Here is a 23,999-nt window from a genome sequence, read left to right as displayed (position 1 = left end):
AGAATAGGTGGCGGCATGTTCAGCACGATGCAGATGCCAAAACAGCCTTTAGATGAAGGGAGATCGCAGTTGAGTATAGATTTGAATAGCAAAAAAATACCGAAAGAGGCAATTCAAGCATTAAAAATTATAGAGGAACTACTTGATGATATATTAGTTGGGGTATATTTATACGGTTCTGCTGTAATGGAAGGCTTACGCATTAATAGCGATGTCGATATTTTGGTGGTAACAAATGATAGTTTATCCGGAAGAACTCGAAGGGATCTTACAGATAGGCTAATGCTTATATCTGGGGAAATAGGAAACACAAATGCCATGAGACCACTTGAAGTTACAGTCATAAATCAAATAGAGGTTGTTCCTTGGCATTTTCCTCCCAAATATGAATTTATGTATGGCGAGTGGCTAAGAGAGCAGTTTGAAAGGGGAAAAATTTCTCAACCAACTTATGATCCAGATTTAGCAATTCTTTTAGCTCAAGTAAGAAAAAATAGCATGAATCTTTCTGGACCAAAAGCAATAGAAGTACTTGAGCCTGTACCAATGACAGATATTCGAAGTGCGATTAAAGAATCTTTACCTGGGTTGATAGCAGATATTAAAGGTGACGAACGCAATGTAATTTTAACCTTAGCCAGAATGTGGCTGACAGCTTCTACCGGTGAAATTAGTTCAAAAGATCTGGCAGCAGAATGGGCAATAACTCAATTACCCAGTGAGCATGCAGCTTTACTCGACTTAGCTAGCAAAGCCTATCGAGGAGAATATGATGATAAGTGGGAAGGACTGGAGTCCGAGGTGGCTTCACTCATTAATTATATGAAAAAGTCTGTAGACTCTGGTCTTAAGGTCTAAGTACCTTTTCGAATCGCGTTAATTATGAAAAAGGCTGCGAGGATATATGTTCAGCTATAAAGAAATACTTAAACAAGATGGCCTTGGAGTTAGAAGCGAAGGTTTAACTCCAAGGCCGGGTTACGATATTGAAGAGTACAAACTTGTATCCAGAAAGCTAGCTCCAGAGTATGTTGGCACAGAGTATCGAAGAAGCATCGTCCCTCTTAGGGAGTTTATCAAGTCACGTCAAGATTCTAAGGAGATCATCGCTGAAGATCCAGATGTTGTTGTATTTTAAGATCAGCTTTATGGTAGGTTCTCCAAAGGAAGATTTACAGCCATACAATTATGAAAGAATTAGAGAATTATTATTTCGAAGTGGTTGCCAATCAAATTACACGTCATAATTAATTTAGCTTAGGTAGTGATATTTTAAAAGTCTGGACAGGAGTGATTTGAATTGGGTAAAGATATAAAACAAATTATTGAAATAGCTAAAAAACATCATGTTATCCTTAAGGAAGAAACGATGCAGTTTAATGAATCTGGGCTTGATTTTCAAGTTATTTTTGCACGGGATGAAAGTGGAACTGAGTGGGTTCTTAGATTGCCTAGACGTGCAGATGTGATGCCTAGAACAAAGGCTGAAAAACAAGTATTAGATTTGGTAAACAAGTATGCTAAATCTTTTCAAGCGCCAAACTGGATCATTTATACGGATGAATTAATAGCGTACAAAAAGCTAGATGGTGTACCGGCAGGAACGATTGATCATAATATAAGAAACTATGTTTGGGAGATAGATATAAACAATGTCCCAGAATCATTTCACATGTCCCTTGGTAGAGTGTTAGTGGATCTTCATAGCATACCTAGTGATAAAGCTGCTGAGATAGGCCTAGTAGTGCATACCCCAGAAGAAGCTAGAATGTCAATGAAACAGCGTATGGATGCTGTAAAAGCAAAGTTTGGTGTAGGTGAAGATTTATGGAAGAGATGGCAGGCATGGATTAACGATGATGAGATATGGCCTAAGAAAACGGGTCTGATTCATGGAGATGTTCATGCAGGACATACTATGATTGATAAAGATGCTAATGTAACGGGATTAATTGACTGGACCGAAGCTAAGGTTACGGATATATCAAGTGACTTTGTTTTTAATTATAGGGCTTTTGGTGAAGCAGGGCTCGAAGCTCTGATTATTGCCTATAGAGAAGCTGGTGGATATTACTGGCCTAAGATGAAAAAGCATATTATTGAACTAGACGCTGCATATCCGGTTTCAGTTGCTGAGTTTGCATTGGTATCTGGTATTGATGAGTATGTTCAGATGGCGAAGAAAGCGTTGGAAGTGAAAGGTTCGTAAGTGGTGTGATACAGTCGTTGACATGTTCCCACATACGGTAAGGTCCAACAATGACCTTTAAACATCTGCTATCCTATCGGCTACGTCGAGATGATGTATATTTCAATTGAATTGCCTGGTTTTATTATGCTGATGGGATTATTTGGAGGAAATATGAAACATTATAAAAGACAAGTAAGATCCGTCTTAGAAGAGTTAAATTCCTCGGCACAAGGGCTGTCAGCTTCTATCGCAGCAGAAAGGCTTAATCAAAATGGCAAAAATAAGCTGGCGGAAACAAAACACAAATCCAATGTAGTCAGATTTTTTGAGCAGATGAAAGACCCCATGATCATCGTGCTGATTGCGGCCGCCATTATTTCCGGTGCATTTGGTGAAATCGCCGATATGATCATTATACTCGTTGTTGTTTCACTCAATTCTGTATTAGGCGTTGTACAAGAAAGAAAGGCAGAAAAAGCAATAGAAGCCCTGCAAAAAATGTCTGCACCTCATACCAGGGTAAGGCGTGATGGTGTAGTAAGTGATATTAAATCAGAAGATGTGGTAATTGGGGACATTGTTTTATTTGAGGCAGGAGATTCCATACCAGCAGATATACGTATCATCGAAGCCGTCAGTCTTAAAATGGAGGAGGCCGCTCTTACTGGAGAATCCGTCCCTGTGGAAAAAACCAGCACCAGCCTGATGACTGAAAAGGATGAAATACCCTTAGGCGACCGAGTTAATATGGCTTATATGGGGACAAACGCGGTGTACGGGCGTGGGGAAGGCGTTGTAACAGCCACAGGCATGGCTACAGAAATGGGGAAGATTGCTGATATATTGTCAGGAACAAAAGAGGAAAAAACGCCGCTGCAAAAAAAGCTGGCTTCCCTAAGTAAAATGTTAAGCTTTATGATACTGGGGATATGCGTATTCATTTTCTTTTTTAGTATCCTAAGAAACGGAGGTTTCAGCGGCGGACATGTGTTTGAAACACTGATGATTGCCGTAAGCCTCGCAGTGGCGGCCATACCGGAAGGGCTTGTTGTGGTTGTTACCGTGTTGTTATCCATTGGCGTAACAAAAATGTCAAAGCGAAACTCCGTTATCCGTAAACTGACATTGGTTGAAACCTTGGGATGTACTCAGGTGATCTGCTCGGACAAAACAGGTACGCTTACTCAGAACAAAATGACCGTCGTAGATCAGTTTGGCGACAAACAGCTGTTAGCTGAAGCGGTTGCCCTATGCAACGATGTGGAAATTAATCCGTCCGGTGAGCTTATTGGCGAACCCACCGAGGTTGGTTTGACGGCATATGCTATCTCCTTAAAGCTTCCTAAAAATGAGCTTGAAAAGGAAAAACCACGCATAGGAGAATTGCCCTTTGATTCAATGCGTAAAATGATGTCAACCGTACACGCCCTATCGGATGGCACTTTTAGGCAATATACGAAGGGTGCGCCGGATGAAATATTGAAGTGTTGTGATTATATAATCATAGACGGACAGGTGCAAGACCTTACGGCTGAACTACAAAATAGGATTCTAGACCATAACAGGCGCATGGCAGACAAAGCCCTTCGGGTCTTAGGCGCGGCGTACCGCAGCTATACAGAAAAACCAAATAATTTCTCACCGGAACATTTAGAAAAGGGCCTTACCTTTATCGGCCTTGCCGGAATGATTGATCCCGTCCGTCCAGAGGTCAAGACAGCTATAAACGAATGCAAGGAAGCGGGCATTCGTGCAATTATGATTACGGGCGACCATAAGGATACTGCGGTTGCCATTGCCAAGGAATTGGGCATATTAAAAGATAAGGATGAAGCGATTTCAGGCGCAGAGATTGTAAGGATGTCGGACGATGAGTTGGACATGGTCATTGACAATATCACAGTTTATGCGAGGGTTCAACCGGAACATAAGGTGCGAATCGTCAACGCCTGGCGTAGGAAGGGAAAAATTACGGCCATGACTGGTGATGGCGTGAACGATGCCCCGGCACTGAAATCCGCCGATATTGGCGTGGGAATGGGCATCACTGGCACGGATGTCACAAAGAATGTGGCGGGTATGGTGCTGACGGATGATAATTTCGCGTCCATCGTTTATGCTGTTGAGGAAGGCCGCAGGATATATGAAAACATCCGCAAGGCGATACAGTTTTTGCTGGCCTCCAACCTGAGCGAGGTAATCGCCATTTTTGTCGCTACTTTGTTTAACCTGCAGTTGTTTGCACCAATTCATATCCTTTGGATCAATTTGGTAACAGATACGTTCCCCGCAATGGCTCTTGGCATGGAGGAAGCCGAGACTGACAGCATGAGGCAACCACCGAGAGATCCCAAAGAAGGGATCTTCGCGAGGGGACTTGGTGTCAACGTGATTTATCAGGGAATTATCATAGCCGTGTTGACGCTAATCTCCTTCTTTATTGGAAACGTTCAGTCCCACACAATAGGCATGACAATGGCATTCCTTACCCTCTCTATGTGTGAGATATTCCACGCCATCAATATGAGGTCGCTAAAAAAATCAATATTCACTTTAAAAGGACATAATAAATACCTGATTGGTGCGATGCTGGCCTGCTTTGCGCTTACACTTATGGTCATATACATCCCAGGCATAAATACAATGTTTAGGCTTACTGCCTTATCCGCAGGCAACTTTTTTACATCACTTGCACTGTCGATCGTTATTATACCCATTGTGGAACTGGTAAAGGCTGTTCAAAGAAGTTCTAGATAGGATAAACTTCGGTTTATTTGGGCACTATATGAAAAGGAGTAAGCAATAGATTTTCCCTCTACCTAATGGATAAACATAAAATGACGACATCTTTTCCAAAACTGATTTATGCGTGAAGTTGTGGAATGTCCCTTTCTGTACTTTACTTTTAATGCTTTCTCAACTACAATAAGTTAAAATTGAATTATCAAGAGCTATGAAAGGAAGAAGTAGGTCAGTTTTCCGTCATTCAGAGAGCAGTCGGTTGGTGAGAGGCTGTGGGCGTGCTGATTCGAATACATCCTGGAGCTGCGGCCTGAATTTAGTAAGGTTTGACGGGTACGCCCGGTACAGCGAGTAAGTGTATTTGCACTTGTAAAGGGGAATTCTGTGAGGAATTTCTAAATCAGAGGTGGTACCGCAATTTTTGCCCTCTGTTCCAATTGGAACAGAGGGCATTTTTATTTTACAAAGGAGTTGTTATAGTGAAAATTTATGATGAATTGGTAGCTCGCGGCTTGATTGCCCAGGTTACCGACGAAGAAGAAATTAAAGAACTAATTAATGGTGGTAAAGCAATATTTTATATTGGATTTGATCCAACTGCGGATTCTTTGCATGTTGGTCATTTTATGGCTCTGTGCCTAATGAAACGTTTGCAAATGGCAGGAAATAAACCGGTAGTTCTTATAGGCGATGGAACGGCCTATATTGGTGACCCATCTGGCCGTACAGACCTACGTTCGATGATGACACCTGAAACAATTCAGCATAATAGCGATTGCTTTAAGAAGCAAATGGCAAAATTCATTGAATTTGGTGATGATAAGGCCATCATGGTTAACAATGCAGAATGGCTTCTAAAGCTGAATTATGTTGAATTACTTCGTGAAGTAGGAGCTCATTTCTCTGTCAATACGATGTTGCGGGCGGAATGCTATAAACAGAGAATGGATAAGGGTCTGTCTTTCTTGGAATTCAACTATATGATCATGCAGTCCTACGACTTCTATCATCTGTATCTGAATTATGGCTGTAATATGCAGTTTGGTGGTGATGACCAGTGGTCGAATATGTTGGGTGGTACCGAACTTATTCGCCGTAAGTTAAGTAAAAATGCTTATGCCATGACAATTACACTACTATTAAATTCGGAAGGTAATAAGATGGGTAAGACTGCAAAGGGTGCAGTTTGGCTTGATCCCAATAAAACCTCACCTTTTGAATTTTTCCAGTATTGGCGTAATGTTGGTGACGCGGATGTTCTTAAGTGCTTACGTATGCTTACCTTCCTGCCACTTTCACAGATTGACGCAATGGACAAATGGGAAGGCAGTCAGCTAAACGAAGCCAAGGAAATTCTGGCCTATGAACTGACTAAGCTGGTTCACAGTGAAGAAGAGGCCCAAAAGGCGAAAATTGCTTCTCATGCCCTCTTCGCAGGTGGCACAGATGATGCCAACATGCCAACTACTGAAATTGAATCCGGGCAACTGATCGATCGTGTTATCAATATTTTGGATTTGATGGTAGTGTGTGGTTTAACGGCTTCTAAGAGCGAAGCAAGACGTCTGGTTCAGCAGGGCGGTATATTTATTAATGACGAGAAGGTTGATACCTTTGAGTATAATATTACTTCGGAACAACTTAAAGACGGTGTCAAAATACGTAAAGGAAAGAAAACCTACCATAAAGCCTTGATGAAGTAAAGTTATGATTAGACTGGAGAAATATCTGACTTGTTCGTATTAGGATAGGACATGAACCCCTAGATGTACCCCCTAACCATAAGTTAGGGGTCGCTTTTTTTAGCGGTGGTGTTCTTCCGCATCTTGTTTTGTTTTATGAACAGTTCCGAAGGGGTGCTCAGGTGGTGCATAAATAGAATATAACTTAATTGGCCGATTGCCTGTGTTAATTAGATTGTGCCATTTACCGGCAGGAATAATAATTGCATAATCATCTTGGACACGTGCTTGATAATCCAATCGGTCTTTTCGATCTCCCATTTGAATAAGCCCCTGCCCTTCTTCAATACGTAGGAATTGATCGAGGTTGGGGTGCATTTCTAAACCGATGTTCTCTCCCACCTTAATGCTCATCAAGGTGAGTTGTAAATAATTTCCTGTCCATAAAGCGATACGAAAATTATTGTTTTGCTTTGCAGCTTCTTCAATGTTAACAACAAAGGGGTAAGGCCCATAATCCATTAATTTTATTGGGGAAAAGTAATTATTAGGGAACTGATTGCCAAATCCCGGGCTAAAAACTGGCATGTTTGGATAGTAAGGACAGAAATTCATTTTACGAAAATTATCCAAATTAAGCACTCCTTTCCTTGTATTACAATATCATCATATGTCTTATGTTAAGAAATGTGCTTAGATTCACCCTTGTTTGAGTACCGTAATCGATAAGAAAATATCACACCCGATCCCCCAAAAGCCCCCTTGAATAATCACGGTAAGAGTAATATTGTATTTATGTAACCCGTTTGTAAAAATACAGGGGGTACGTGGTAAGGATAGAAAGAAGGTTTTGCTTTTTATGGAAGGACAAGATAGGAGTAATATTTATCCAGGAATAACAGTGGATATTGTTTTGAAGAAAGATCAACGAACGGGTAAAAGGACACGAGGAATTGTTAGGGATATTCTTACAAAATCACCTAAACATCATAGGGGAATAAAAGTAAGACTAGACGATGGACAGATCGGAAGAGTTCAGGAGATTATTAAATAAAGGATGTATGGATGAATGGCTAATAAAAAAGTATCACCATCCATGGATGAATGGCTTAGGGAGGCAAAGGCAGATCCCAGGGCTTTACAGGAAGGAATGTTCTTAGTCCATAATGGCATTGTACGTCAGACATCAAAAGCCAAGGTTCGCCAAGGCCTTGATGATGATTCCTTGGTAAAAGGAATGGAATTTGCTTATGCTCCAGAGAAAGTGGCTGCGGCGGTTGAGGAAACATACAAAATGGCTGGCATCTTCTATGTTAAAGTTTGGCTTAATGAAGGCAGGCTGGATGTGGGTGATGACATCATGTATTTACTGGTAGGCGGCGATATTAGACCACATGTGATAGATGCTTTGCAATTTCTGGTTGAAAAAATTAAAACAGAATGCGTTACGGAAATAGAGCAAAAGTGAAATAAACCAAACCCCTCAACCCTGCGGTTTATTTGAATATCAAAGGAACCAAAACTGAAAATAATTTACTAAAGGCATTTGCCGGAGCATCAATGGCCAGAAATAAAGATACATACTTTGCTTCTGTTGCACGAAAAGAAGGTTATGACAACTTGCTGCAATCTTTGAAGGTATGTATAGTTAAGAAAGGGTGTACTAGCTATGGGGAAAACAGCTTTATTAGTGATTGACATGCAAAATGACTTTTGTTTACCTGGGGCTCCCTTTGAAGTGCCAGGTGCTATGGGGGTAATTCCTTTTATTAAACAGGCATTACACGCATGTAGAGAAAATGGTCTGCCGGTTGTACATGTATTTCGCTACTACCGTGGGGACGGCAGCGACGTAGAAATTACAAGATATAATCGATTTGTTCAAGTAGGCGGTGGTTGTATCGAGGGAACAGAGGGAGCAAAAATTGTAGAAGAATTAAAACCGATGCCAGGCGATTACTTAGTTACGAAACAACGGTGGAGTGCTTTCTTTCAAACGGAGCTGGACAATCTGCTTAGACGGTTAGGTGTCGATCAAGTTGTTGTTACCGGGGTACAGACGCCCAATTGCATTAGAGGAACGGTTTGGGATGCAAATTCATTGGATTATGAAGTTGTTGTTTTAACGGATGCCACGGGAGCTAAGACGGAGGAAGTACATCAAGCCAATCTTTTGGATATGCAGAATATTGGTATTAAGCTTATGAGCACCTCTGAATTTATCTCTTTCTTACCAGATGTACCCACCGATAATTTGCGACAGCAGATTCAGAAAAGATTGAGAAAGAACGACTAATCTTTCTGGAAACCCAGTTAATTGCAAAAATACTCTACGTTCTTTACAAAAGGCTATTTGTCTTATTGGAGGATAATTATAACACCAAACAAAGTAACTATAGGTGCTTTGTTTGGTGTTATTTTATTTAAAAAATTATAAAATATATATAAATAATTATTGACATATGTTAAATGCGGAGTATAATAAAAATATAATTGACATATGTCAATAACCACAAAGGAGGCGTTTATATGCCTAGAAGAGATGGAACTGGACCAATGGGAAATGGCTCAATGAAAGGAAGAGGTCTTGGAGTTTGCAGTGGAGCGAGTACGGATAGCAGTGGCAATGGGTTTGGTCAAGGGCTAGGTAATCGAAGAGGTTTGGGGAAAGGTAATGGAAGTTTGCTTGGAAGGTGTTTTGGAAGAAGGGCTGGAAAAGGGTTTGGAAGGGGTATGGCAGCAGGTTCACCTGCAGATCAATCGCAAAAGGGTACTTGATAGAGCGAAGGCTCTTTTGCAATAAGTGAGGTTTAATGAATTATGCCAAGGCCTAGAAAATGGAGAAAGGTATGCAGCCTGCCGGAGAGTACCCGATTTGGGCCGCTTAACACTCCTATCGATCATGAACATTATGTCATCATGACGGTTGACGAATACGAAACGATACGACTAATTGATTTAGAAGGGTTTAAGCAGGAAGAATGTTCCAAACAAATGAATATCGCACGCACAACTGTCCAAGGTATCTATAATGATGCAAGGAAAAAAATTGCGGAATCATTGGTAAATGGAAAAATACTTAGGATAGAAGGGGGTGATTACAAGCTTTGTGATGGTATCGAAAAACCTTGCATGGGTGGTTTCCGTAGACATAGGTGCTGCAGAGGTTTTTTGGAAGATAATAACTACTAATGACAGATAAGTATGAAGGGGGCTTTTCAATGAAAATTGCAATTCCAGTTGATGACAACTCTATGGAAACGAATGTATGTCAGTCCTTCGGTCGTGCTCCATATTTTCTTATTTATGATAACGAATCAAAGGAAAGTGACTTTCTAGATAATAGTGCGGCAGCTAGCCAAGGTGGTGCTGGCATTAAGGCGGCACAGATCATTGTGGATAGCCAGGTAAGTGCCTTACTTACACCACGATGTGGTGAGAATGCTGCCAATGTTCTAAAAGCAGCGAATATAAAACTATACAAGACAGTTAACGATTCTATCAAGGATAATATCCGTGCTTATAATGAAGGAAAAATATCATTGTTGGATGAAATTCATCCAGGATTTCATAATCATGGGGGCAAATAGTATGAAGGTAGCTGTGCTAAGCGGCAAGGGAGGCACAGGTAAAACGCTTGTATCTGTAAATTTAGCTGCATCCGTAAAGGAATCAACCTATATCGATTGTGACGTCGAAGAGCCAAATGGTCATCTTTTTTTCAAGCCTAAAAATATACAATCAGAAGAAATCTCAGTTAAAATTCCTAAGGTAGATGAAACCCTTTGCAACGGCTGTCGTAAATGTGTTGATTTTTGTAAATTTAATGCCTTAGCCTATATTGTCAATAATCTATTAGTTTTTGAAGAAGTTTGTCATTCCTGCGGTGGATGCATATTGTTTTGTCCGGAAAAAGCATTGTCGGAAAAAGAAAGATTTATCGGAGAGGTTCAAAGAGGTACTTCTGAAAATGTTTCTGTAATTACAGGGATATTAAATACAGGTATCGCTTCGGGCATCCCGATTATAAAAAGACTTTTAAGTTATATCGGCGAAGGGAAAGAATTCACTTTTATCGATTGTCCACCCGGCAGTGCTTGTATTGTCATGGAGAGCATTAAGAATGCCGATTTCTGTATCTTGGTGGCAGAACCTACTTTGTTTGGGGCCCATAATCTTAAGATGGTTTATACTCTTGTGAAGTTATTTGACAAGCCGCATGGAGTCGTGCTTAATAAGTGCCTCCCGGGTGAAGATAATCCATCAGAGCAATTCTGTATAGAAAATGGCATTAAAATTTTAGGTAAAATTCCCTTTGATCATGTCCTTGGAAAAATAAATTCAAATGCCCAGATATTAGTAAGGGAAGACAAAAAATATCACGATCTTTTCTCTGATTTACTCCAAACAGTTGCTAAGGAGGTGCGGCATGAAGCAGTTACTAATCCTTAGTGGCAAAGGTGGTACGGGAAAAACAACGATTGCCAGTGCTTTTATTAAGTTAGCGGATGCTAAAGCCTATGCAGATTGTGATGTAGATGCACCTAATTTGCATTTAATTATGCATCAGACATCGGATGTTAAGCAATCGGACTATTATGGCTTGCCCAAAGCCGAAATAGATCCAGAAATATGTGTGCAATGTGATTTGTGCAGGCAAAACTGTCGTTTTGATGCTATTCATGTTGGTGCTAATTATAAGGTTGATTATTATGATTGTGAAGGCTGTGGTGTTTGTGAAGCCATTTGCCCAGTCAATGCCATATCTTTCAAACCCGATATTGCAGGAGATCTAATGCTATATGTGAGTGATTCAGTATTTTCCACTGCACAACTAAAAATGGGCAGCGGTACCTCTGGGATGTTGGTCACCGAGGTAAAAAAGCAGATGAAATCAGCAGCGATGGATACTAACGTTGCCATTATTGATGGTTCTCCTGGTATAGGCTGTCCCGTCATTGCATCACTGAGTGGCGTTGATATGGTTTTGATTGTAGCGGAACCTACTATTTCGGGCATCAGTGATATGGAACGGATAATAAAAACTGCAGAAAATTTTAAAACAAAGATTGCAGTTTGTATTAACAAATATGATATTAATAGCGAGAATACAAAAAGAATAGAGTCCTTTTGTAATAAACGAAGTCTTCCTTTTGTTGGCAATATTCCCTTTGATGCAAAGGCTGTTACAGCGATCAATCATGGTCAGAGTATTGTAGATATAGACTGTGCAGCAGGTCGGGCAACAAATGATATCTACGAAAAAGTTTTTAAATTACTTTTTGATGGAGATGAAATGGATGAAAATTGCAATAGCAAGTGAGAATGGTCTAGTTTCAGAACACTTTGGTTATTGTCAGGATTTTAATATTTACGAGGTTGAAAATAAACAAATTGTTAAGCGTGAGTCCATACCGAACCCAGGACACAAACCTGGATTTTTGCCAAATTTCCTCAATGACATGGGAGTCACCGTGGTTATTTCCGGGGGTATGGGTAGTGGTGCCGTCAATATCTTTCATGAAAAAGGTATTGAAGTCATTACCGGAGCGAGAGGAAGTGCCGAAACTGCGGCAATAAGCTATTTAGAGGGTTCACTTAAATCTACAGGATCGGTTTGCCACGATCATAAGCACCATGATGAATGTGGTGGGCATTAAACCTAATTATTCAGTGGAAACAAAACCTGGCACAGGTTAGTGATTTTTACATAATATTTTGAACCCCAGATGTTTCAAAAGCTTAAACCCCTGACCAAATGGTTGGGGGTTTTCGTATTTATTTTGACATTGCCTAGGGTTATTATAGAGAGTGAAGTTTTCTATGCCTATCAAAAATAATAATAGAAATGATATATTATTATGTAGTGTGCAACAACCGTGTCTAAGAGTTCAAAGAATTAAGCAATTTATCCCCCAATGACTGGAATTTTTTCATGGGGTAATGGGACACGTTAATAATAGACACCATGTAGAAGGGAAGGCTTTAGGTATATGATGATACAAATAGGAAAAGTGCATAAGCTGCAAGTAACGGGCAAGAGTGATTGTGGGGTTCATTTGGCTGATGAAAATGAAAAAGGTCTGGCTGATATTCTATTACCAAAAAATGATCTACCCGGGAAATTAGAAATTGGTGATACCATAGATGTATTTATTTATCAGGATTTAGAAGGCAAAACCCTAGCAACGGTTAGAAAACCAAAGCTGACAATAGGAGAATTGGGATTTTTAAAAGTAGTGGAAATTACAAGTTTTGGGGCCTTTTTGGACTGGGGTATGCCGAAGGATTTGTTATTGCCTTTAAAGGAACAAGTGGGTGTGATTCGAAAAGGGGATTTTTGTCTTGTGGGTTTGTATATTAATAATAGCAATAAAATATGTGCAAGTATGCGAATATATAATTTGCTAAGCAGCGATTCACCGTATAAAGTAAATGATAGAGTTTATGCAACGGTTTATAGTATCAATGAAGAGATTGGCGCTTTTGTAGCTGTGGATGATACATACCATGGATTAATTCATAAAAATGAACTGCATCGCAACTATACCGTAGGAGACCAGGTTGAATTAAGAGTTAAAAAGGTGAGGGAGGATGGTAAGCTGGAATTAAGTTTTAGGGATAAGGCTTACAATGAAATAGAAACCGATGCACAAATGGTTATGGAAAGGTTAAAATCAGGTGGTGGTATTCTTCGGATCAATGATCATAGCTCCCCTGAACAAATAAAGGCTGAGTTGAACATAAGTAAAAGGGCCTTCAAAAGGGCCGTTGGACGACTGTTGAAAGAAGGAGCAATCAAAACTACCGAAGAAGGTATTGAGGCAATGTGGTAATGATAGAATAACTAGGCAAGCGGGAGATGCAAAAAAAATGCATCACAAACAAAGAAGTTTAGCCTGTTATGCAAAGGCATCTGTGCAGGGTCAGGTGCCTTTGCTTTACATTATTATGTATAGTACAATATAATGATTCTGGAGTTTCGATAAGTACAGCTTAGTTAATAGGCTAAGAACGAGCCTAGTGGTGAGAAGGTAAGAGTTTAATGCAAAGGAAGGTAATTCATGCCCGAAGAAACTGAAAACATTACGAGAATTAATTTAGATGGCAAAGAAATTATACTGATTGGCACGGCTCACGTATCAAAGCGCAGCGCTGACTTAGTTAAGGAAGTAATTGAGGCTGAAAAACCAGATTCTGTTTGTGTCGAGTTGGATGAACAAAGATATCAAACCATAACCGAAGGAAGCAAATGGCAGGATACAGATATATTTAAAATTATTAAAGAAAATAAAGCGACTTTGCTCTTAGTCAATCTATTAGCTTCATCCTTTCAAAAACGTATGGCCAACCAATTTGGCATTAAACCAGGACAAGAGATGATTGAGGGGATTAACTCAGCAAAGGAAATAGGTGCCAGCCTAGTACTGGCTGATAGAAATATTCAAGTAACCTTTGCCCGTATTTGGCATAATGTAGGATTTTTCGGCAAGCTTAGGCTTGCCAAGGAAATTATGCTGAGTATTTTTGACGACGAGAGCATTTCAGAAGAGGAAATGGAAAAATTAAAATCCCAGGATATGCTCAATTCTATACTCAGTGAATTTACAAAATCCTTTCCAAAATTAAAAACTCCTTTAGTCGATGAACGGGATCAATATTTAGCCCAGAAAATCAAGGAAGCTCCAGGCAACAAGGTTGTTGCAGTTTTGGGGGCTGCCCATGTACCAGGGATTAAGGAAGAAATAAAAAAAGAACACGATTTAACCAAATTAGTTCAGCTACCTGCTAAATCCAATATCACTAAAATTTTAGTTTGGGCTATTCCAGTCGTTTTTATTGCACTGGTTGCCTATACCTTTATCACGAATCCGGTTGTTGGGGCTAAACAATCCCTAAGTTGGGTGCTATGGACGGGGTCCTTTGCGGCATTGGGAAGCATCTTTGCTTTTGGACATCCCCTAACAATTCTTACTGCCTTTGTTGTAGCTCCCATTACTACCTTGCATCCGTTAATTGCAGCTGGCTGGTTTGCGGGACTTACACAGGCCTATATTCGTCGACCCAATGTAAGGGATTTTGAAAATTTAGCCGAGGATATTTTTAGCCTCAAGGGTTTCTGGAATAATAAAGTGACGAGAATTTTATTGATCGTATCTTTAACGAACATAGGAGGCTCAATCGGTACCCTTATCGGTGGGGCTGATGTAATTCGCTTATTTTTAGAAAACCTGTAGTATGCCATCGTTTAGCTTTTAAGCAACATGGAGTAAGAGTAAGTATTGGATAATATTTTTCAGGAGGCTTATTGATGGATTTATATGCCTTATTGGTTGCATTTATTTTAGGACTTGTGGAAGGGATGACCGAGTTTGCACCGATTTCATCAACAGGTCATATGATTATTGTTGATGATTTGCTGCTGCACTCTAAGGAGATATTCTCGGCCTCTGTAGCCAATAGCTTTAAAGTAGTGATCCAACTGGGATCTATTTTAGCAGTGGTAGTGGTATTTAAAGATCGTTTTATTGACCTATTGGATCTAAGAAAAAGCACGTCTTTTTATCAACAGAGGTTAACCCTACCCAAAATCTTTGTTGGTTTGATTCCGGCCGGTGTCTTAGGATTCTTATTTGAAGACTACATTGATGAATATTTGTTTTCTGTGGAGACCGTTATTTTTGGTCTGGTATTGGGAGCTATTTTGATGATTTTGGCAGACAAGTTTCGTCCCAGGGAAGCCAAAAGAACCGTTGATGAAATCAGTTATAAGCAGGCCTTTGGTATGGGATTGTTTCAGTGCATCGGATTGTGGCCTGGTTTTTCACGCTCCGGTTCGACAATTTCCGGCGGGGTTTTGCTGGGTATGAGCCACCGGGCGGCAGCGGACTTTACCTTTATCATGGCAGTACCAGTAATGCTGGGAGCCAGCGGACTATCAATGATTAAGAACTGGCAGTACTTTACCATGGATGCGTTGCCCTTCTTCGTGGTCGGGTTTATTAGTGCCTTCCTATTTGCCCTAGTATCCATTCGGTTCTTTTTGCAGTTAATCAATCGGATTAAGTTAGTTCCCTTTGCAATTTATCGAATCGTGTTGGCAATATTGATTATACTGGTTTATTAATTTCTTCTTAGAAAACGATGACACCTGTGCTGATACAGGTGTCATCGTTTGTTGTTACCCCGATAATAAAAGTCAATCCCAGCCCTGTCCAAAGAATGATTTCACCCTAATGTGGGTAAGATTTTGGTTAAAAGTTAGGTGTTTGCTTTTAATTTTTCCGGGGAGGTAACATAATTGTTTGAAAACGTCCTAAAAAAAGGTAAAATTGGTAGTTTAGAACTGAAAAATAGATTTATTATGCCAGCGATGGGTTCAAGTCATGGTGATGATGGAAAGGTAAGTCAAAAATTAGTAGATTATTATGTTGCACGGGCCCGTGGGGGATTTGGACTGCTCACCACAGAATTCGCCTATATTGATTTAGAGGGCAAAGCAATACCGGGACAGCTTAGGATTGACTCTGATGACATCATTCCTGGGCTTAAAACATTAACAGACGCGATACACCGGGCAGGGGGAAAAGTACTTGTTCAACTACAGCACTCTGGACGACAGACAAATCGTGCTGTGACTGGTATGCAACCAGTGGCCCCATCGGCTGTCCCTTGCCCTGTTAATCTTGAGCTTCCCAGGGAACTTTCAATTGAAGAAATAGATGCAGTGGTAGAGAAATTTGGTGATGCCGCACTCCGGGCTAAAAAAGCTGGTTTTGATGGTGTGGAAATTCATGGTGCCCATGGGTATTTGGTGGCCCAATTTTTATCGGGTTATACGAATAAGCGGGTAGACGAGTTTGGGGCAGATTTAGCAGGTCGCATGAAGTTTGCACTGGAATTAATAAAAAATATAAAAAGCAAATGCGGCAAGGAATTTCCCCTTGTGTTTCGCATTAGCGGGGAAGAAAGAGTAAATGGTGGACTAAAGCTTAACGAGACGATACCCATTTCGAAGGCTCTGGCTGAGGCTGGGGCAGATGCCATTCATGTCTCCACGGGCGTTTACGCAAGTATGCCCTGGATGGTTGCACCTGCCAGTGTTACTACCGGCTTTAACCTATACGCGGCAGAGGCTATTAAAAAGGCGGTCAATGTACCTGTTATTGCTGTGGGTCGTATTACGGATACCTTGATGGCGGAGGAAGTTATCGCCAGCGGTCGGGCTGACTTTGTCTCTTTAGGGCGAGGGTCCATTGCCGATCCGGAGTTCCCTAATAAGGTTGCTGAGAACAGACCACAGGAAATCTCCCCCTGTGTTGGTTGTATGACCAGGTGTCAGGGTGTACCAGGAGTAATTCCCGGTGATCGCGGTGTGTCCTGTATGATCAATCCCTTTTCAGGCCATGAGGGTACAATGAAGATCACACCTGCAAAAAACCCCAAAACCATTGTGGTTGTGGGCGGCGGGCCAGGCGGACTTGAAGCAGCGTGGGTTGCTGCTGCCAGGGGGCACAGGGTAACCCTATTGGAAAAGAACAACAAAGTTGGCGGTCAGTTTATACCAGCGGCTGTGCCGCCTGGAAAACAGGATCTGGCCAAGGGCATTCGGTATTATTATGAAATGTGTAAGAAATATGGTGTAAATCTTAAGCTTAATATAGAAGCAGATGCAGAGATGATCTTAAACCTAAACCCCGATGAAGTTATTTTAGCTACCGGAGCAGTTCCCTTGGATTTTCCAATACCCAACGAAGGTATTGAAGTTGTTCAGGCAGTAGATGTCTTATTGGGAAGGGTAATGTTGGGGAAAAATGTTCTTATTGTGGGTGGTGGCTTGGTAGGATTGGAAACAGCCGAACATCTACTTAGCCAAAGCCGCAGGGTTACAATTGTTGAAATGGAGGATGCTGTAGGAAAGAATGTTCACCCAAGTATCGTATATTTTAGCCTGCAATCTTTAAAATCAGGTGGGGCCGCAATAGTAACCCGTACAAAAGTAGAGAAGTTCAAGCAGGATGGTGCTCTTTGCACAAATTCTTCTGGCACAATAGAGCTATCAGACTTTGATATGGCTGTATTAGCAATCGGTGCAAAGTCCTATAACCCCTTGGAAAGGCAATTGACCGGCAAGGTGAGATCACTACACGTAATTGGTGATGCGGCAAAGGTTCGCCGGGGTGTTGAGGCAATCGATGAAGGCGCACGGTTAGCTTTGAAGTTGTAAATAGATCATGAATTGGCTGGATGACAAGGGGACGGGTGTTAACAACCGCCCCCTTGCACGTTAATTTAAGGTAGTAGCCCGGATTTTGTGCAATTTGTTTACGAATTTCTTCGTTCATTAAGTCTTGGTTATTAACTTCATCTTGGAACATTAATTTAAGGAAGCTTGTTTTCATTTTTCATGCTATACTTTATTTATAACTAACTAATGTGAGGCAACAACGATGAGTAGCAGCATAAACAAGTTTATTGAAGAACTTCAAAAATATAAATCAATCGAAAATGTTTTTAATCCGTGGCAAGATTATGATGAAATTTGTGATATATGTCCGGAAGCACCGGCCATAAGGTCCAACCACCTTGAACAATTCTTATCTGCCAGGATACCCGGGGCAAGGTACCTTCTTGTGGCAGAAGCTGTTGGTTACCAGGGCGGTAGGTTTACAGGTGTGGCAATGACATCGGAACGAATACTTTTGGGGAACCATGCTGGTGTTAAACCTTCCGTTATTTTACAAGATATACAGGGGAGAAGAACCAGCAACCCAGACAACCAAAAACTAAAGGATACGCAAAAAAATTTTGGATTTACAGAGCCCACAGCAACCATTGTGTGGGGGGAAGTAATAAAAAGCAAAGTATCTCCTTATCAGGTAATTACATGGAATATATTCCCTTTTCATCCCTTTGATCGAAGTAAAGGACCTTTAACCAATCGTACCCCTACCGCTGTAGAATTAGAAGTGGGTGCGTACTATACGGAAATGTTATTAAAGCTATGCCCAAACATTACCGTTATTTCTATCGGAGGACACTCATCAAGAACCTTGAGTAAATTTGGGATTGAAAATATTCATGTACCACACCCAGCAAATGGGGGAGCGGGTAATTTCCGGGCTGCGATTAAAAATATTTTGGTCTAGCGTATGATGGTATTCATAGTCGAAGCGATTGTTTTACCCCCATTTTAAGATGGAACTACAGGAAAATTTCTACACCTTTACAATAATGTAAAATGATCCTATCCCTTAATCAGAATGATTGAGGGATATTTTTATACCCACCTTTGGCAAAATAACACCAAAGGTGAGGTGAGAATGTGCTTTTACGGTGGGTTTTCCTTTTGTTTTTGCTGATTTATCCTAGTATAGGCTGGGCAGGTGAATCATTGGGTAAGGTTGTCATTGACCCCGGACATGGAGGTTATGATCCAGGTGCTACTCGCAATGGGGTGATGGAAAAGCACATAAATATTGCCATTGCAAAGGAAATCAGTAGAATCCTACAAGCCAGCCACGTGGAGGTTCAGCTAACGAGGGACGGTGATTACAACCTTGCGGTTCCCGGTTTGCATGGTCGGGATGCCAAACGATACGATTTTGAAAAGCGCATTGAGATAGCCCGTAAATTTAATGCTGATGCCGTAGTCAGTATCCACGTGAATGTGGGCAGACGCAAATGCTCTGGTCCGGAGGCTTTTTATTACAATAATTCAACCCAGGGGAAATTACTGGCGGAGAGCATTCAAAATGAATTGACAGGCATACCGGATATCAACAAGCGTGTGGTAAAAACCGGTAGTTATTACATCCTAAGGCATACGGAGATGCCCTGTGTAATTGTGGAAACGGGCTTTCTCAATAACCCCCAAGAAAGGGAAAAGCTCTTGGATAAAAACTATCAACAAATGTTGGCCCAGGCCATTGCCACAGGAACGATCAACTATTTGCAAGTGAAAAATCAGGATACCAAAGAAAATGTCGAAATATAAAAAGCACGCATGTATTAAGGCAAAATCTACAGCAAAGGGTGAGTTAAATGCAACGCAAAAGGTGGGGCTTTTATATTGTCCTGATGAGTATGGTGGTTCTATTCGGTTATTTTACCATGCGGAACGCGGTTGTTGCTTCTAAACCTTTAACTACTCAGAAGCAGCCCATATTAGCCATTGTCATTGATGATTTTGGGGGTGCTGATAGTCATGGTGTAACAGAATTGCTGGCCCTTGACCGTCCCATAACGGCGGCTGTAATGCCCAATTTAATTAATTCTATAGCCCATGCTGAAGAAGCCCATCGGCTGGGTCATGAGGTGATTTTGCACCAACCGATGGAACCTATGCACGGCAAGGCTTCCTGGCTTGGGCCCGGAGCTATTTTTGCTAGTATGAGTACACAGGAAATCCGGGATACCTTTAGCAAAAATTTAGACTCCATTCCCCATGCCTGTGGTTTTAATAATCATACCGGCTCCAAAATAACCAGCAATAAGGAAAAGATTATGCCCATGCTGGATGTGGCCAAGAGCAAGGGAATCTTTGTCCTGGATAGCGGGACTTCCAGTAAGTCACAGGTTATACCCGTATCGAAAAGTATGCACATTCCCTGGGTGAAAAGAGATGTGTTTTTGGATGATGTTAAAAGCAACCAACATGTTACCAAGCAAATTCGCAAGGCCTGTGAACTTGCCCAAAAGCAGGGCTATGCCGTAGCAATTGGACATGTGGGACATGGTGGTAACGTAACGGCAAAGGCAATCAAGGAGCTCATTCCATACATTGAACAGCAGGGCATTAAGTTAGTACCTCTGTCGGAGGTTGTCAAAGCAAACAACGGCAATGCCGATGGAGAAGTCTAAACAGGGTGATGTAGAACCCAGTCTGAAGGGACTGGGTTCTGTTCATGAATCAACATGGGCAGGTTTTAATCGGTGGTATAGGGTATACTCATCTGTGAAGGGGTAGAAGCAACCTTAAAATAATGTATAATAATATAAAAGGAAATTTCTATATGTTTGGAGTTATGATGATAGAAAAAGGGATAAGAAGAAAAAAACTTAAAAGCATGATGGTTGCATTTTTATTCGTTAGTTTAATAGGATTAGCCTCTCTTTTACTTATTAATTATCACGTTGTATCCTCCGTAAAGGATAGAATTGTGTCAGAAGATGAGGCAGCCTTGTTAGATGCGGATTGTATCCTGATTCTCGGGGCAGGTGTGTGGAATAATGAAAGACCCAGTCATATGCTGGAGGATAGACTTTTGCAGGGTATCAAGTTATATCGGAATGGAGCTTCCGATCGATTACTAATGAGCGGCGACCATGGTAGGAAAGAATACGATGAGGTTAATATCATGAAGCAGTTTGCCATCGATAGAGATATTCATTCGGAACATATATTTATGGACCATGCGGGTTTTAATACCTATGATAGCCTGTATCGTGCAAAAGATATTTTTCAAGCCGAGAAAATTATCGTTGTAACACAGAAATACCATTTGTACCGCGCTTTGTATATCGCAAAAAAGCTGGAAATTGAGGCGTATGGAGTTGCTTCTGATCCAAGGAGCTATGCCGGGCAAGAAGTCCGAGACTTCAGAGAGACGTTGGCAAGGGTAAAGGATTTCATAAATGTGATGATTAAACCGGAGCCTACCTTTTTAGGTGAAACCATACCAGTAACAGGTAATGGTAATTTGACAAACGATTAACGAAGCAACCACGCACCCATTGTCAGCCTGGTCTTGGTGCGGCTGATTTTTCCATGCCCATAGGCCAATACCGAGGGTCAACTTTGGGTAAGATATTTTGTAGATTAGCTTAATTTTGTTGTAGCCAGCGGACATCCTTAGAGAAAGGAAGGATTTGTAGAATGGATCATAAATACAACAGCAATATAAAGGAAATCTATCTGGCCGGCGGCTGTTTTTGGGGGATAGAAAAATATCTGTCTTTAATAACAGGAATTATTAGCACCGAGGTAGGCTATGCCAATGGTAATACGGAGAACCCTAGTTATGAAGATGTATGTCATAAAAACACGGGCCATGCGGAAACAGTCAAAGTAGTATATAACCCGGATGAAGTAAGTTTAGAATTTATATTAAAACTTTTTTATCAGGCCATTGATCCTTTGGCAAAAAATAGACAAGGGAATGACATCGGGATTCAATATCGTTCCGGAATTTATTATTCCGATGAGCTAGATAAAGAAATAATATCTAACTCACTACAAGAACTCCAGAAGAACTATGAGAAGCCACTTGCCATCGAGGTGTTTAAGCTAGCAAACTATTATCCAGCCGAAGAATATCATCAAAAGTATTTAGACAAGAACCCAGGTGGTTATTGCCATATTGGAGAAGAAAAATTTGCAGCAGTACAGCTGGCACAGGATCATAAAATGAGATATCGGCCCAAAACAAAAGGGGTTTTAAAAACTACCCTGACGGATATGCAGTATAATGTAACACAAAATAATGCCACAGAGCCACCTTTCAGAAATGAATACTATAATAATTTTAAAGATGGCATATATGTAGATGTTACTACCGGGGAACCACTTTTTACTTCCAGAGATAAGTTTGACGCAGGTTGTGGCTGGCCAAGCTTTTCCAAACCCATTGATTCTGAGTTTATCCGTGAGGCAAAGGATTCAAGTTATGGCATGAACAGGACGGAAGTGCGAAGCAAAACCGGGGATGCCCATTTGGGACATGTTTTTAATGACGGACCAAGGGAGTTAGGCGGCATGCGGTATTGTATCAACAGTGCCTCCCTCGAATTTATTCCAAAGGAAGACATGAAGAAAAAAGGTTATGAAAGCCTACTTCATATATTTGATTGAGCCAGCCTATAGAAACTTGGCGTACAAATAAGCCAAGTTTTTATAATTGCCAGGTATTTTCCGTTCTGGACATAGGGTGTGCAGGCATGGTATATAAATAGAAGGTTTTCCTAACTAGTAAAGGAGATCGCAATGGGAAAGTATAGCAAATATAGAGCATATAAGGGAAACATAATCTACAGTCAGGATAAGGATACCCTTATTAGTAAAGAGAATTCATATATATTGGTACTGGATGGAATTGTCAAGGGGATTTATCCGGCATTGCCAGAAGAATTTCCAAAAGAGAATGTCATGGATTGGGGCAATAATCTGATTATACCGGGCTTTTGTGATATGCATGTTCATGCTCCTCAGTTTTTGCAAAGGGGCATTGGTATGGATCGGGAGCTTTTGGACTGGCTAACTACTTATACATATCCCACCGAAGCAAAGTTTAAAAATGCAGAACACGCAAGGAAAGTCTATACACTTTTTGTAGATGAGTTATTACGGCAGGGCACTTTACATGTAAATTGTTTTCCATCCATTCATTATCAAGCATCGGAAATATTGTTCGATATACTGGAGCAAAAAGGCTTGTTTGCTTTTACGGGAAAGCTCAATATGGATCAAAATAGTCCGGCATATTATATAGAAGAGACCGAACAATCCCTTATTGATACTGAAAAATTCATAGAACAACATCAAAATACCAGCCAGGTTAAGCCTTCCATTGTCCCCCGATTTACCATCACCTGCAGCGAAAAACTGTTGGCCGGGTTAGGTGATTTATGCCAAAAATATGAGGTTCCCGTCCATTCACATATGTGCGAAGCAGTTAATGAAATGAAAGTGGTTAAGGAACTTTTCCCCGGTTACAAAAATGGAGCAGAGATTTTTTATAAAAACAATCTACTTGGACAAAGACCTACCATCATGGCCCATTGTATTTTTATGGACGACGATGTTTTAGCCCTGATGGAGAACCCAAACTGTTTGGCCGTTCATTGTCCGGAGGCAACTGCCAATATTAATGCCGGTGGTATCATGCCAGTGAAAAAGCTGTTGCAGAGGGGTATTAACCTGGCAATTGGCAGTGATATAGGTTCGGGTGCAAGTTTATCAATTGCCAGGGCAATAGCCAACACGATTCAGCATTCAAAAATCCGTAATATGTTTGACCCACAGTGGGAGGCTGTCAACCTGGCAGAGGCTTTTTATATGGCAACGCGTTCCGGCGGAAGGTATTTTAATCAAGTTGGAGCATTTGATGAAGGCTACTGTTTCAACACCTTAGTAATTGATGACAGCAATATGTTCGGGGAGGAGCTTACTCCCGTGGAACGACTGGAGCGCTTTTGCTATGCAGGGGATGATAGGAATATCTGCATGCGATATCTTCTAGGAAAAGAAGTGGAGATTTAACCCCCCAAAAAATTAAAAACTACCTTTACACTAGAAAATTCCGTTATTTACAAGCAAATGGTATAATAGGGAAAGAAGTCATAACTTGCCTAAGGTTATGGCATATATACATATAATCGAAGAA

Annotated in this window: 25 protein-coding genes and 1 other annotated feature; of the genes, 24 read left to right on the top strand and 1 reads right to left on the bottom strand. The window is 40.9% G+C overall.

Features of this window, described 5'->3' with window-relative positions; genetic code table 11:
- Nucleotides 1–69: 69 nt before the first annotated feature.
- From ant(9) to tyrS, 5 genes are all read left to right on the top strand, one after another.
- On the top strand, nucleotides 70–858 hold the full coding sequence (gene ant(9) / locus AC1U9Z_RS14165) for an aminoglycoside nucleotidyltransferase ANT(9) (protein ID WP_479958057.1): 789 nt from the start codon (nucleotides 70–72) through the stop codon (nucleotides 856–858).
- 46 nt (nucleotides 859–904) lie between these two features.
- Nucleotides 905–1,138, top strand: a complete 234-nt coding sequence (locus AC1U9Z_RS14160; protein WP_479958034.1) for a hypothetical protein — start codon at nucleotides 905–907, stop codon at nucleotides 1,136–1,138.
- Between the two features lie 162 nt (nucleotides 1,139–1,300).
- Nucleotides 1,301–2,209, top strand: coding sequence for an Mph(B) family macrolide 2'-phosphotransferase (locus tag AC1U9Z_RS14155; RefSeq protein ID WP_479958032.1), 909 nt, complete (start codon nucleotides 1,301–1,303; stop codon nucleotides 2,207–2,209).
- 153 nt (nucleotides 2,210–2,362) lie between these two features.
- Nucleotides 2,363–4,948, top strand: a complete 2,586-nt coding sequence (locus AC1U9Z_RS14150) for a cation-translocating P-type ATPase (RefSeq protein ID WP_479958031.1) — start codon at nucleotides 2,363–2,365, stop codon at nucleotides 4,946–4,948.
- Nucleotides 4,949–5,135: 187 nt separating this feature from the next.
- Nucleotides 5,136–5,365 (top strand) — a binding site (T-box leader).
- Between the two features lie 47 nt (nucleotides 5,366–5,412).
- A complete protein-coding gene (gene tyrS / locus AC1U9Z_RS14145; RefSeq protein WP_479958029.1) occupies nucleotides 5,413–6,636 on the top strand; it encodes a tyrosine--tRNA ligase in 1,224 nt (407 codons plus the stop codon).
- A gap of 99 nt (nucleotides 6,637–6,735) precedes the next feature.
- Here the strand turns inward: tyrS and AC1U9Z_RS14140 are convergent, their stop codons facing one another.
- The gene (locus AC1U9Z_RS14140; RefSeq protein ID WP_479958055.1) at nucleotides 6,736–7,230 is read right to left on the bottom strand and encodes a cupin domain-containing protein; all 495 of its coding nucleotides are present in this window, start codon (nucleotides 7,228–7,230) and stop codon (nucleotides 6,736–6,738) included.
- A gap of 244 nt (nucleotides 7,231–7,474) precedes the next feature.
- On the opposite strand from AC1U9Z_RS14140, the gene AC1U9Z_RS14135 reads away from it, so the two are divergent.
- The 19 genes from AC1U9Z_RS14135 (at nucleotide 7,475) to AC1U9Z_RS14045 (ending at nucleotide 23,875) form a co-directional block, all read left to right on the top strand.
- The gene (locus AC1U9Z_RS14135; protein ID WP_479958027.1) at nucleotides 7,475–7,669 is read left to right on the top strand and encodes a YwbE family protein; all 195 of its coding nucleotides are present in this window, start codon (nucleotides 7,475–7,477) and stop codon (nucleotides 7,667–7,669) included.
- A gap of 15 nt (nucleotides 7,670–7,684) precedes the next feature.
- Nucleotides 7,685–8,083: a molybdenum cofactor biosynthesis protein MoaE gene (locus AC1U9Z_RS14130; protein ID WP_479958025.1), complete on the top strand. Its 399-nt coding sequence runs from the start codon at nucleotides 7,685–7,687 to the stop codon at nucleotides 8,081–8,083.
- Between the two features lie 201 nt (nucleotides 8,084–8,284).
- Nucleotides 8,285–8,911, top strand: a complete 627-nt coding sequence (locus AC1U9Z_RS14125) for a cysteine hydrolase family protein (protein ID WP_479958023.1) — start codon at nucleotides 8,285–8,287, stop codon at nucleotides 8,909–8,911.
- 233 nt (nucleotides 8,912–9,144) lie between these two features.
- Complete coding sequence (locus AC1U9Z_RS14120; protein WP_479958021.1) at nucleotides 9,145–9,393, top strand: DUF5320 domain-containing protein; 249 nt, start codon at nucleotides 9,145–9,147, stop codon at nucleotides 9,391–9,393.
- Nucleotides 9,394–9,435: 42 nt separating this feature from the next.
- A complete protein-coding gene (locus AC1U9Z_RS14115; protein ID WP_479958019.1) occupies nucleotides 9,436–9,807 on the top strand; it encodes a DUF134 domain-containing protein in 372 nt (123 codons plus the stop codon).
- A 29-nt stretch (nucleotides 9,808–9,836) separates the two neighbouring features.
- Nucleotides 9,837–10,205 (top strand): NifB/NifX family molybdenum-iron cluster-binding protein, encoded by a 369-nt coding sequence (locus tag AC1U9Z_RS14110; RefSeq protein WP_479958016.1) that lies wholly within the window; start codon nucleotides 9,837–9,839, stop codon nucleotides 10,203–10,205.
- A gap of 1 nt (nucleotide 10,206) precedes the next feature.
- The gene (locus AC1U9Z_RS14105) at nucleotides 10,207–11,067 is read left to right on the top strand and encodes a nucleotide-binding protein (protein WP_479958053.1); all 861 of its coding nucleotides are present in this window, start codon (nucleotides 10,207–10,209) and stop codon (nucleotides 11,065–11,067) included.
- Nucleotides 11,045–11,938 carry an ATP-binding protein gene (locus AC1U9Z_RS14100; protein ID WP_479958014.1) on the top strand — a complete coding sequence of 298 codons (894 nt, stop codon included), beginning with the start codon at nucleotides 11,045–11,047 and terminating at the stop codon, nucleotides 11,936–11,938. The genes AC1U9Z_RS14105 and AC1U9Z_RS14100 overlap by 23 nt, the downstream gene beginning before the upstream one ends.
- Nucleotides 11,916–12,275, top strand: coding sequence for a NifB/NifX family molybdenum-iron cluster-binding protein (locus AC1U9Z_RS14095; protein WP_479958012.1), 360 nt, complete (start codon nucleotides 11,916–11,918; stop codon nucleotides 12,273–12,275). The genes AC1U9Z_RS14100 and AC1U9Z_RS14095 overlap by 23 nt, the downstream gene beginning before the upstream one ends.
- A gap of 336 nt (nucleotides 12,276–12,611) precedes the next feature.
- Nucleotides 12,612–13,451 (top strand): CvfB family protein, encoded by an 840-nt coding sequence (locus tag AC1U9Z_RS14090; protein WP_479958050.1) that lies wholly within the window; start codon nucleotides 12,612–12,614, stop codon nucleotides 13,449–13,451.
- 228 nt (nucleotides 13,452–13,679) lie between these two features.
- On the top strand, nucleotides 13,680–14,852 hold the full coding sequence (locus AC1U9Z_RS14085; protein ID WP_333532349.1) for a TraB/GumN family protein: 1,173 nt from the start codon (nucleotides 13,680–13,682) through the stop codon (nucleotides 14,850–14,852).
- Nucleotides 14,853–14,926: 74 nt separating this feature from the next.
- Nucleotides 14,927–15,742 (top strand): undecaprenyl-diphosphate phosphatase, encoded by an 816-nt coding sequence (locus AC1U9Z_RS14080; RefSeq protein ID WP_333532348.1) that lies wholly within the window; start codon nucleotides 14,927–14,929, stop codon nucleotides 15,740–15,742.
- A gap of 174 nt (nucleotides 15,743–15,916) precedes the next feature.
- A complete protein-coding gene (locus tag AC1U9Z_RS14075; protein WP_333532326.1) occupies nucleotides 15,917–17,842 on the top strand; it encodes an oxidoreductase in 1,926 nt (641 codons plus the stop codon).
- A gap of 223 nt (nucleotides 17,843–18,065) precedes the next feature.
- The gene (locus AC1U9Z_RS14070; protein ID WP_333532325.1) at nucleotides 18,066–18,764 is read left to right on the top strand and encodes a uracil-DNA glycosylase; all 699 of its coding nucleotides are present in this window, start codon (nucleotides 18,066–18,068) and stop codon (nucleotides 18,762–18,764) included.
- Between the two features lie 200 nt (nucleotides 18,765–18,964).
- A complete protein-coding gene (locus AC1U9Z_RS14065) occupies nucleotides 18,965–19,612 on the top strand; it encodes an N-acetylmuramoyl-L-alanine amidase family protein (protein WP_333532324.1) in 648 nt (215 codons plus the stop codon).
- A 47-nt stretch (nucleotides 19,613–19,659) separates the two neighbouring features.
- A complete protein-coding gene (locus tag AC1U9Z_RS14060) occupies nucleotides 19,660–20,478 on the top strand; it encodes a divergent polysaccharide deacetylase family protein (protein ID WP_333532323.1) in 819 nt (272 codons plus the stop codon).
- A gap of 152 nt (nucleotides 20,479–20,630) precedes the next feature.
- A complete protein-coding gene (locus AC1U9Z_RS14055) occupies nucleotides 20,631–21,332 on the top strand; it encodes a SanA/YdcF family protein (protein ID WP_479958008.1) in 702 nt (233 codons plus the stop codon).
- A 185-nt stretch (nucleotides 21,333–21,517) separates the two neighbouring features.
- Nucleotides 21,518–22,468, top strand: a complete 951-nt coding sequence (gene msrB, locus AC1U9Z_RS14050) for a peptide-methionine (R)-S-oxide reductase MsrB (protein WP_479958048.1) — start codon at nucleotides 21,518–21,520, stop codon at nucleotides 22,466–22,468.
- A 132-nt stretch (nucleotides 22,469–22,600) separates the two neighbouring features.
- Nucleotides 22,601–23,875: an amidohydrolase family protein gene (locus AC1U9Z_RS14045; RefSeq protein WP_333532321.1), complete on the top strand. Its 1,275-nt coding sequence runs from the start codon at nucleotides 22,601–22,603 to the stop codon at nucleotides 23,873–23,875.
- Nucleotides 23,876–23,999: the final 124 nt, after the last annotated feature.

It is taken from the genome of Desulfotomaculum sp. (genome assembly GCF_982386235.1).
Note: the sequence above shows the minus strand (reverse complement) of the source record. Positions and strands in the feature narration are given on the sequence as shown.

Bases quoted from the DNA above. Each gene is read 5' to 3' on its own strand.
- AC1U9Z_RS14090 (WP_479958050.1), top strand. From the start codon at position 12,612: ATGATACAAATAGGAAAAGTGCATAAGCTGCAAGTAACGGGCAAGAGT.
- AC1U9Z_RS14045 (WP_333532321.1), top strand. From the start codon at position 22,601: ATGGGAAAGTATAGCAAATATAGAGCATATAAGGGAAACATAATCTAC.
- AC1U9Z_RS14095 (WP_479958012.1), top strand. From the start codon at position 11,916: ATGAAAATTGCAATAGCAAGTGAGAATGGTCTAGTTTCAGAACACTTT.
- AC1U9Z_RS14130 (WP_479958025.1), top strand. From the start codon at position 7,685: ATGGCTAATAAAAAAGTATCACCATCCATGGATGAATGGCTTAGGGAG.
- AC1U9Z_RS14115 (WP_479958019.1), top strand. From the start codon at position 9,436: ATGCCAAGGCCTAGAAAATGGAGAAAGGTATGCAGCCTGCCGGAGAGT.
- AC1U9Z_RS14150 (WP_479958031.1), top strand. From the start codon at position 2,363: ATGAAACATTATAAAAGACAAGTAAGATCCGTCTTAGAAGAGTTAAAT.
- AC1U9Z_RS14055 (WP_479958008.1), top strand. From the start codon at position 20,631: ATGTTTGGAGTTATGATGATAGAAAAAGGGATAAGAAGAAAAAAACTT.
- AC1U9Z_RS14085 (WP_333532349.1), top strand. From the start codon at position 13,680: ATGCCCGAAGAAACTGAAAACATTACGAGAATTAATTTAGATGGCAAA.
- AC1U9Z_RS14070 (WP_333532325.1), top strand. From the start codon at position 18,066: ATGAGTAGCAGCATAAACAAGTTTATTGAAGAACTTCAAAAATATAAA.
- AC1U9Z_RS14125 (WP_479958023.1), top strand. From the start codon at position 8,285: ATGGGGAAAACAGCTTTATTAGTGATTGACATGCAAAATGACTTTTGT.
- AC1U9Z_RS14110 (WP_479958016.1), top strand. From the start codon at position 9,837: ATGAAAATTGCAATTCCAGTTGATGACAACTCTATGGAAACGAATGTA.
- AC1U9Z_RS14060 (WP_333532323.1), top strand. From the start codon at position 19,660: ATGCAACGCAAAAGGTGGGGCTTTTATATTGTCCTGATGAGTATGGTG.
- AC1U9Z_RS14135 (WP_479958027.1), top strand. From the start codon at position 7,475: ATGGAAGGACAAGATAGGAGTAATATTTATCCAGGAATAACAGTGGAT.
- AC1U9Z_RS14140 (WP_479958055.1), bottom strand. From the start codon at position 7,230: ATGAATTTCTGTCCTTACTATCCAAACATGCCAGTTTTTAGCCCGGGA.
- AC1U9Z_RS14120 (WP_479958021.1), top strand. From the start codon at position 9,145: ATGCCTAGAAGAGATGGAACTGGACCAATGGGAAATGGCTCAATGAAA.
- AC1U9Z_RS14080 (WP_333532348.1), top strand. From the start codon at position 14,927: ATGGATTTATATGCCTTATTGGTTGCATTTATTTTAGGACTTGTGGAA.
- AC1U9Z_RS14100 (WP_479958014.1), top strand. From the start codon at position 11,045: ATGAAGCAGTTACTAATCCTTAGTGGCAAAGGTGGTACGGGAAAAACA.
- AC1U9Z_RS14160 (WP_479958034.1), top strand. From the start codon at position 905: ATGTTCAGCTATAAAGAAATACTTAAACAAGATGGCCTTGGAGTTAGA.
- AC1U9Z_RS14105 (WP_479958053.1), top strand. From the start codon at position 10,207: ATGAAGGTAGCTGTGCTAAGCGGCAAGGGAGGCACAGGTAAAACGCTT.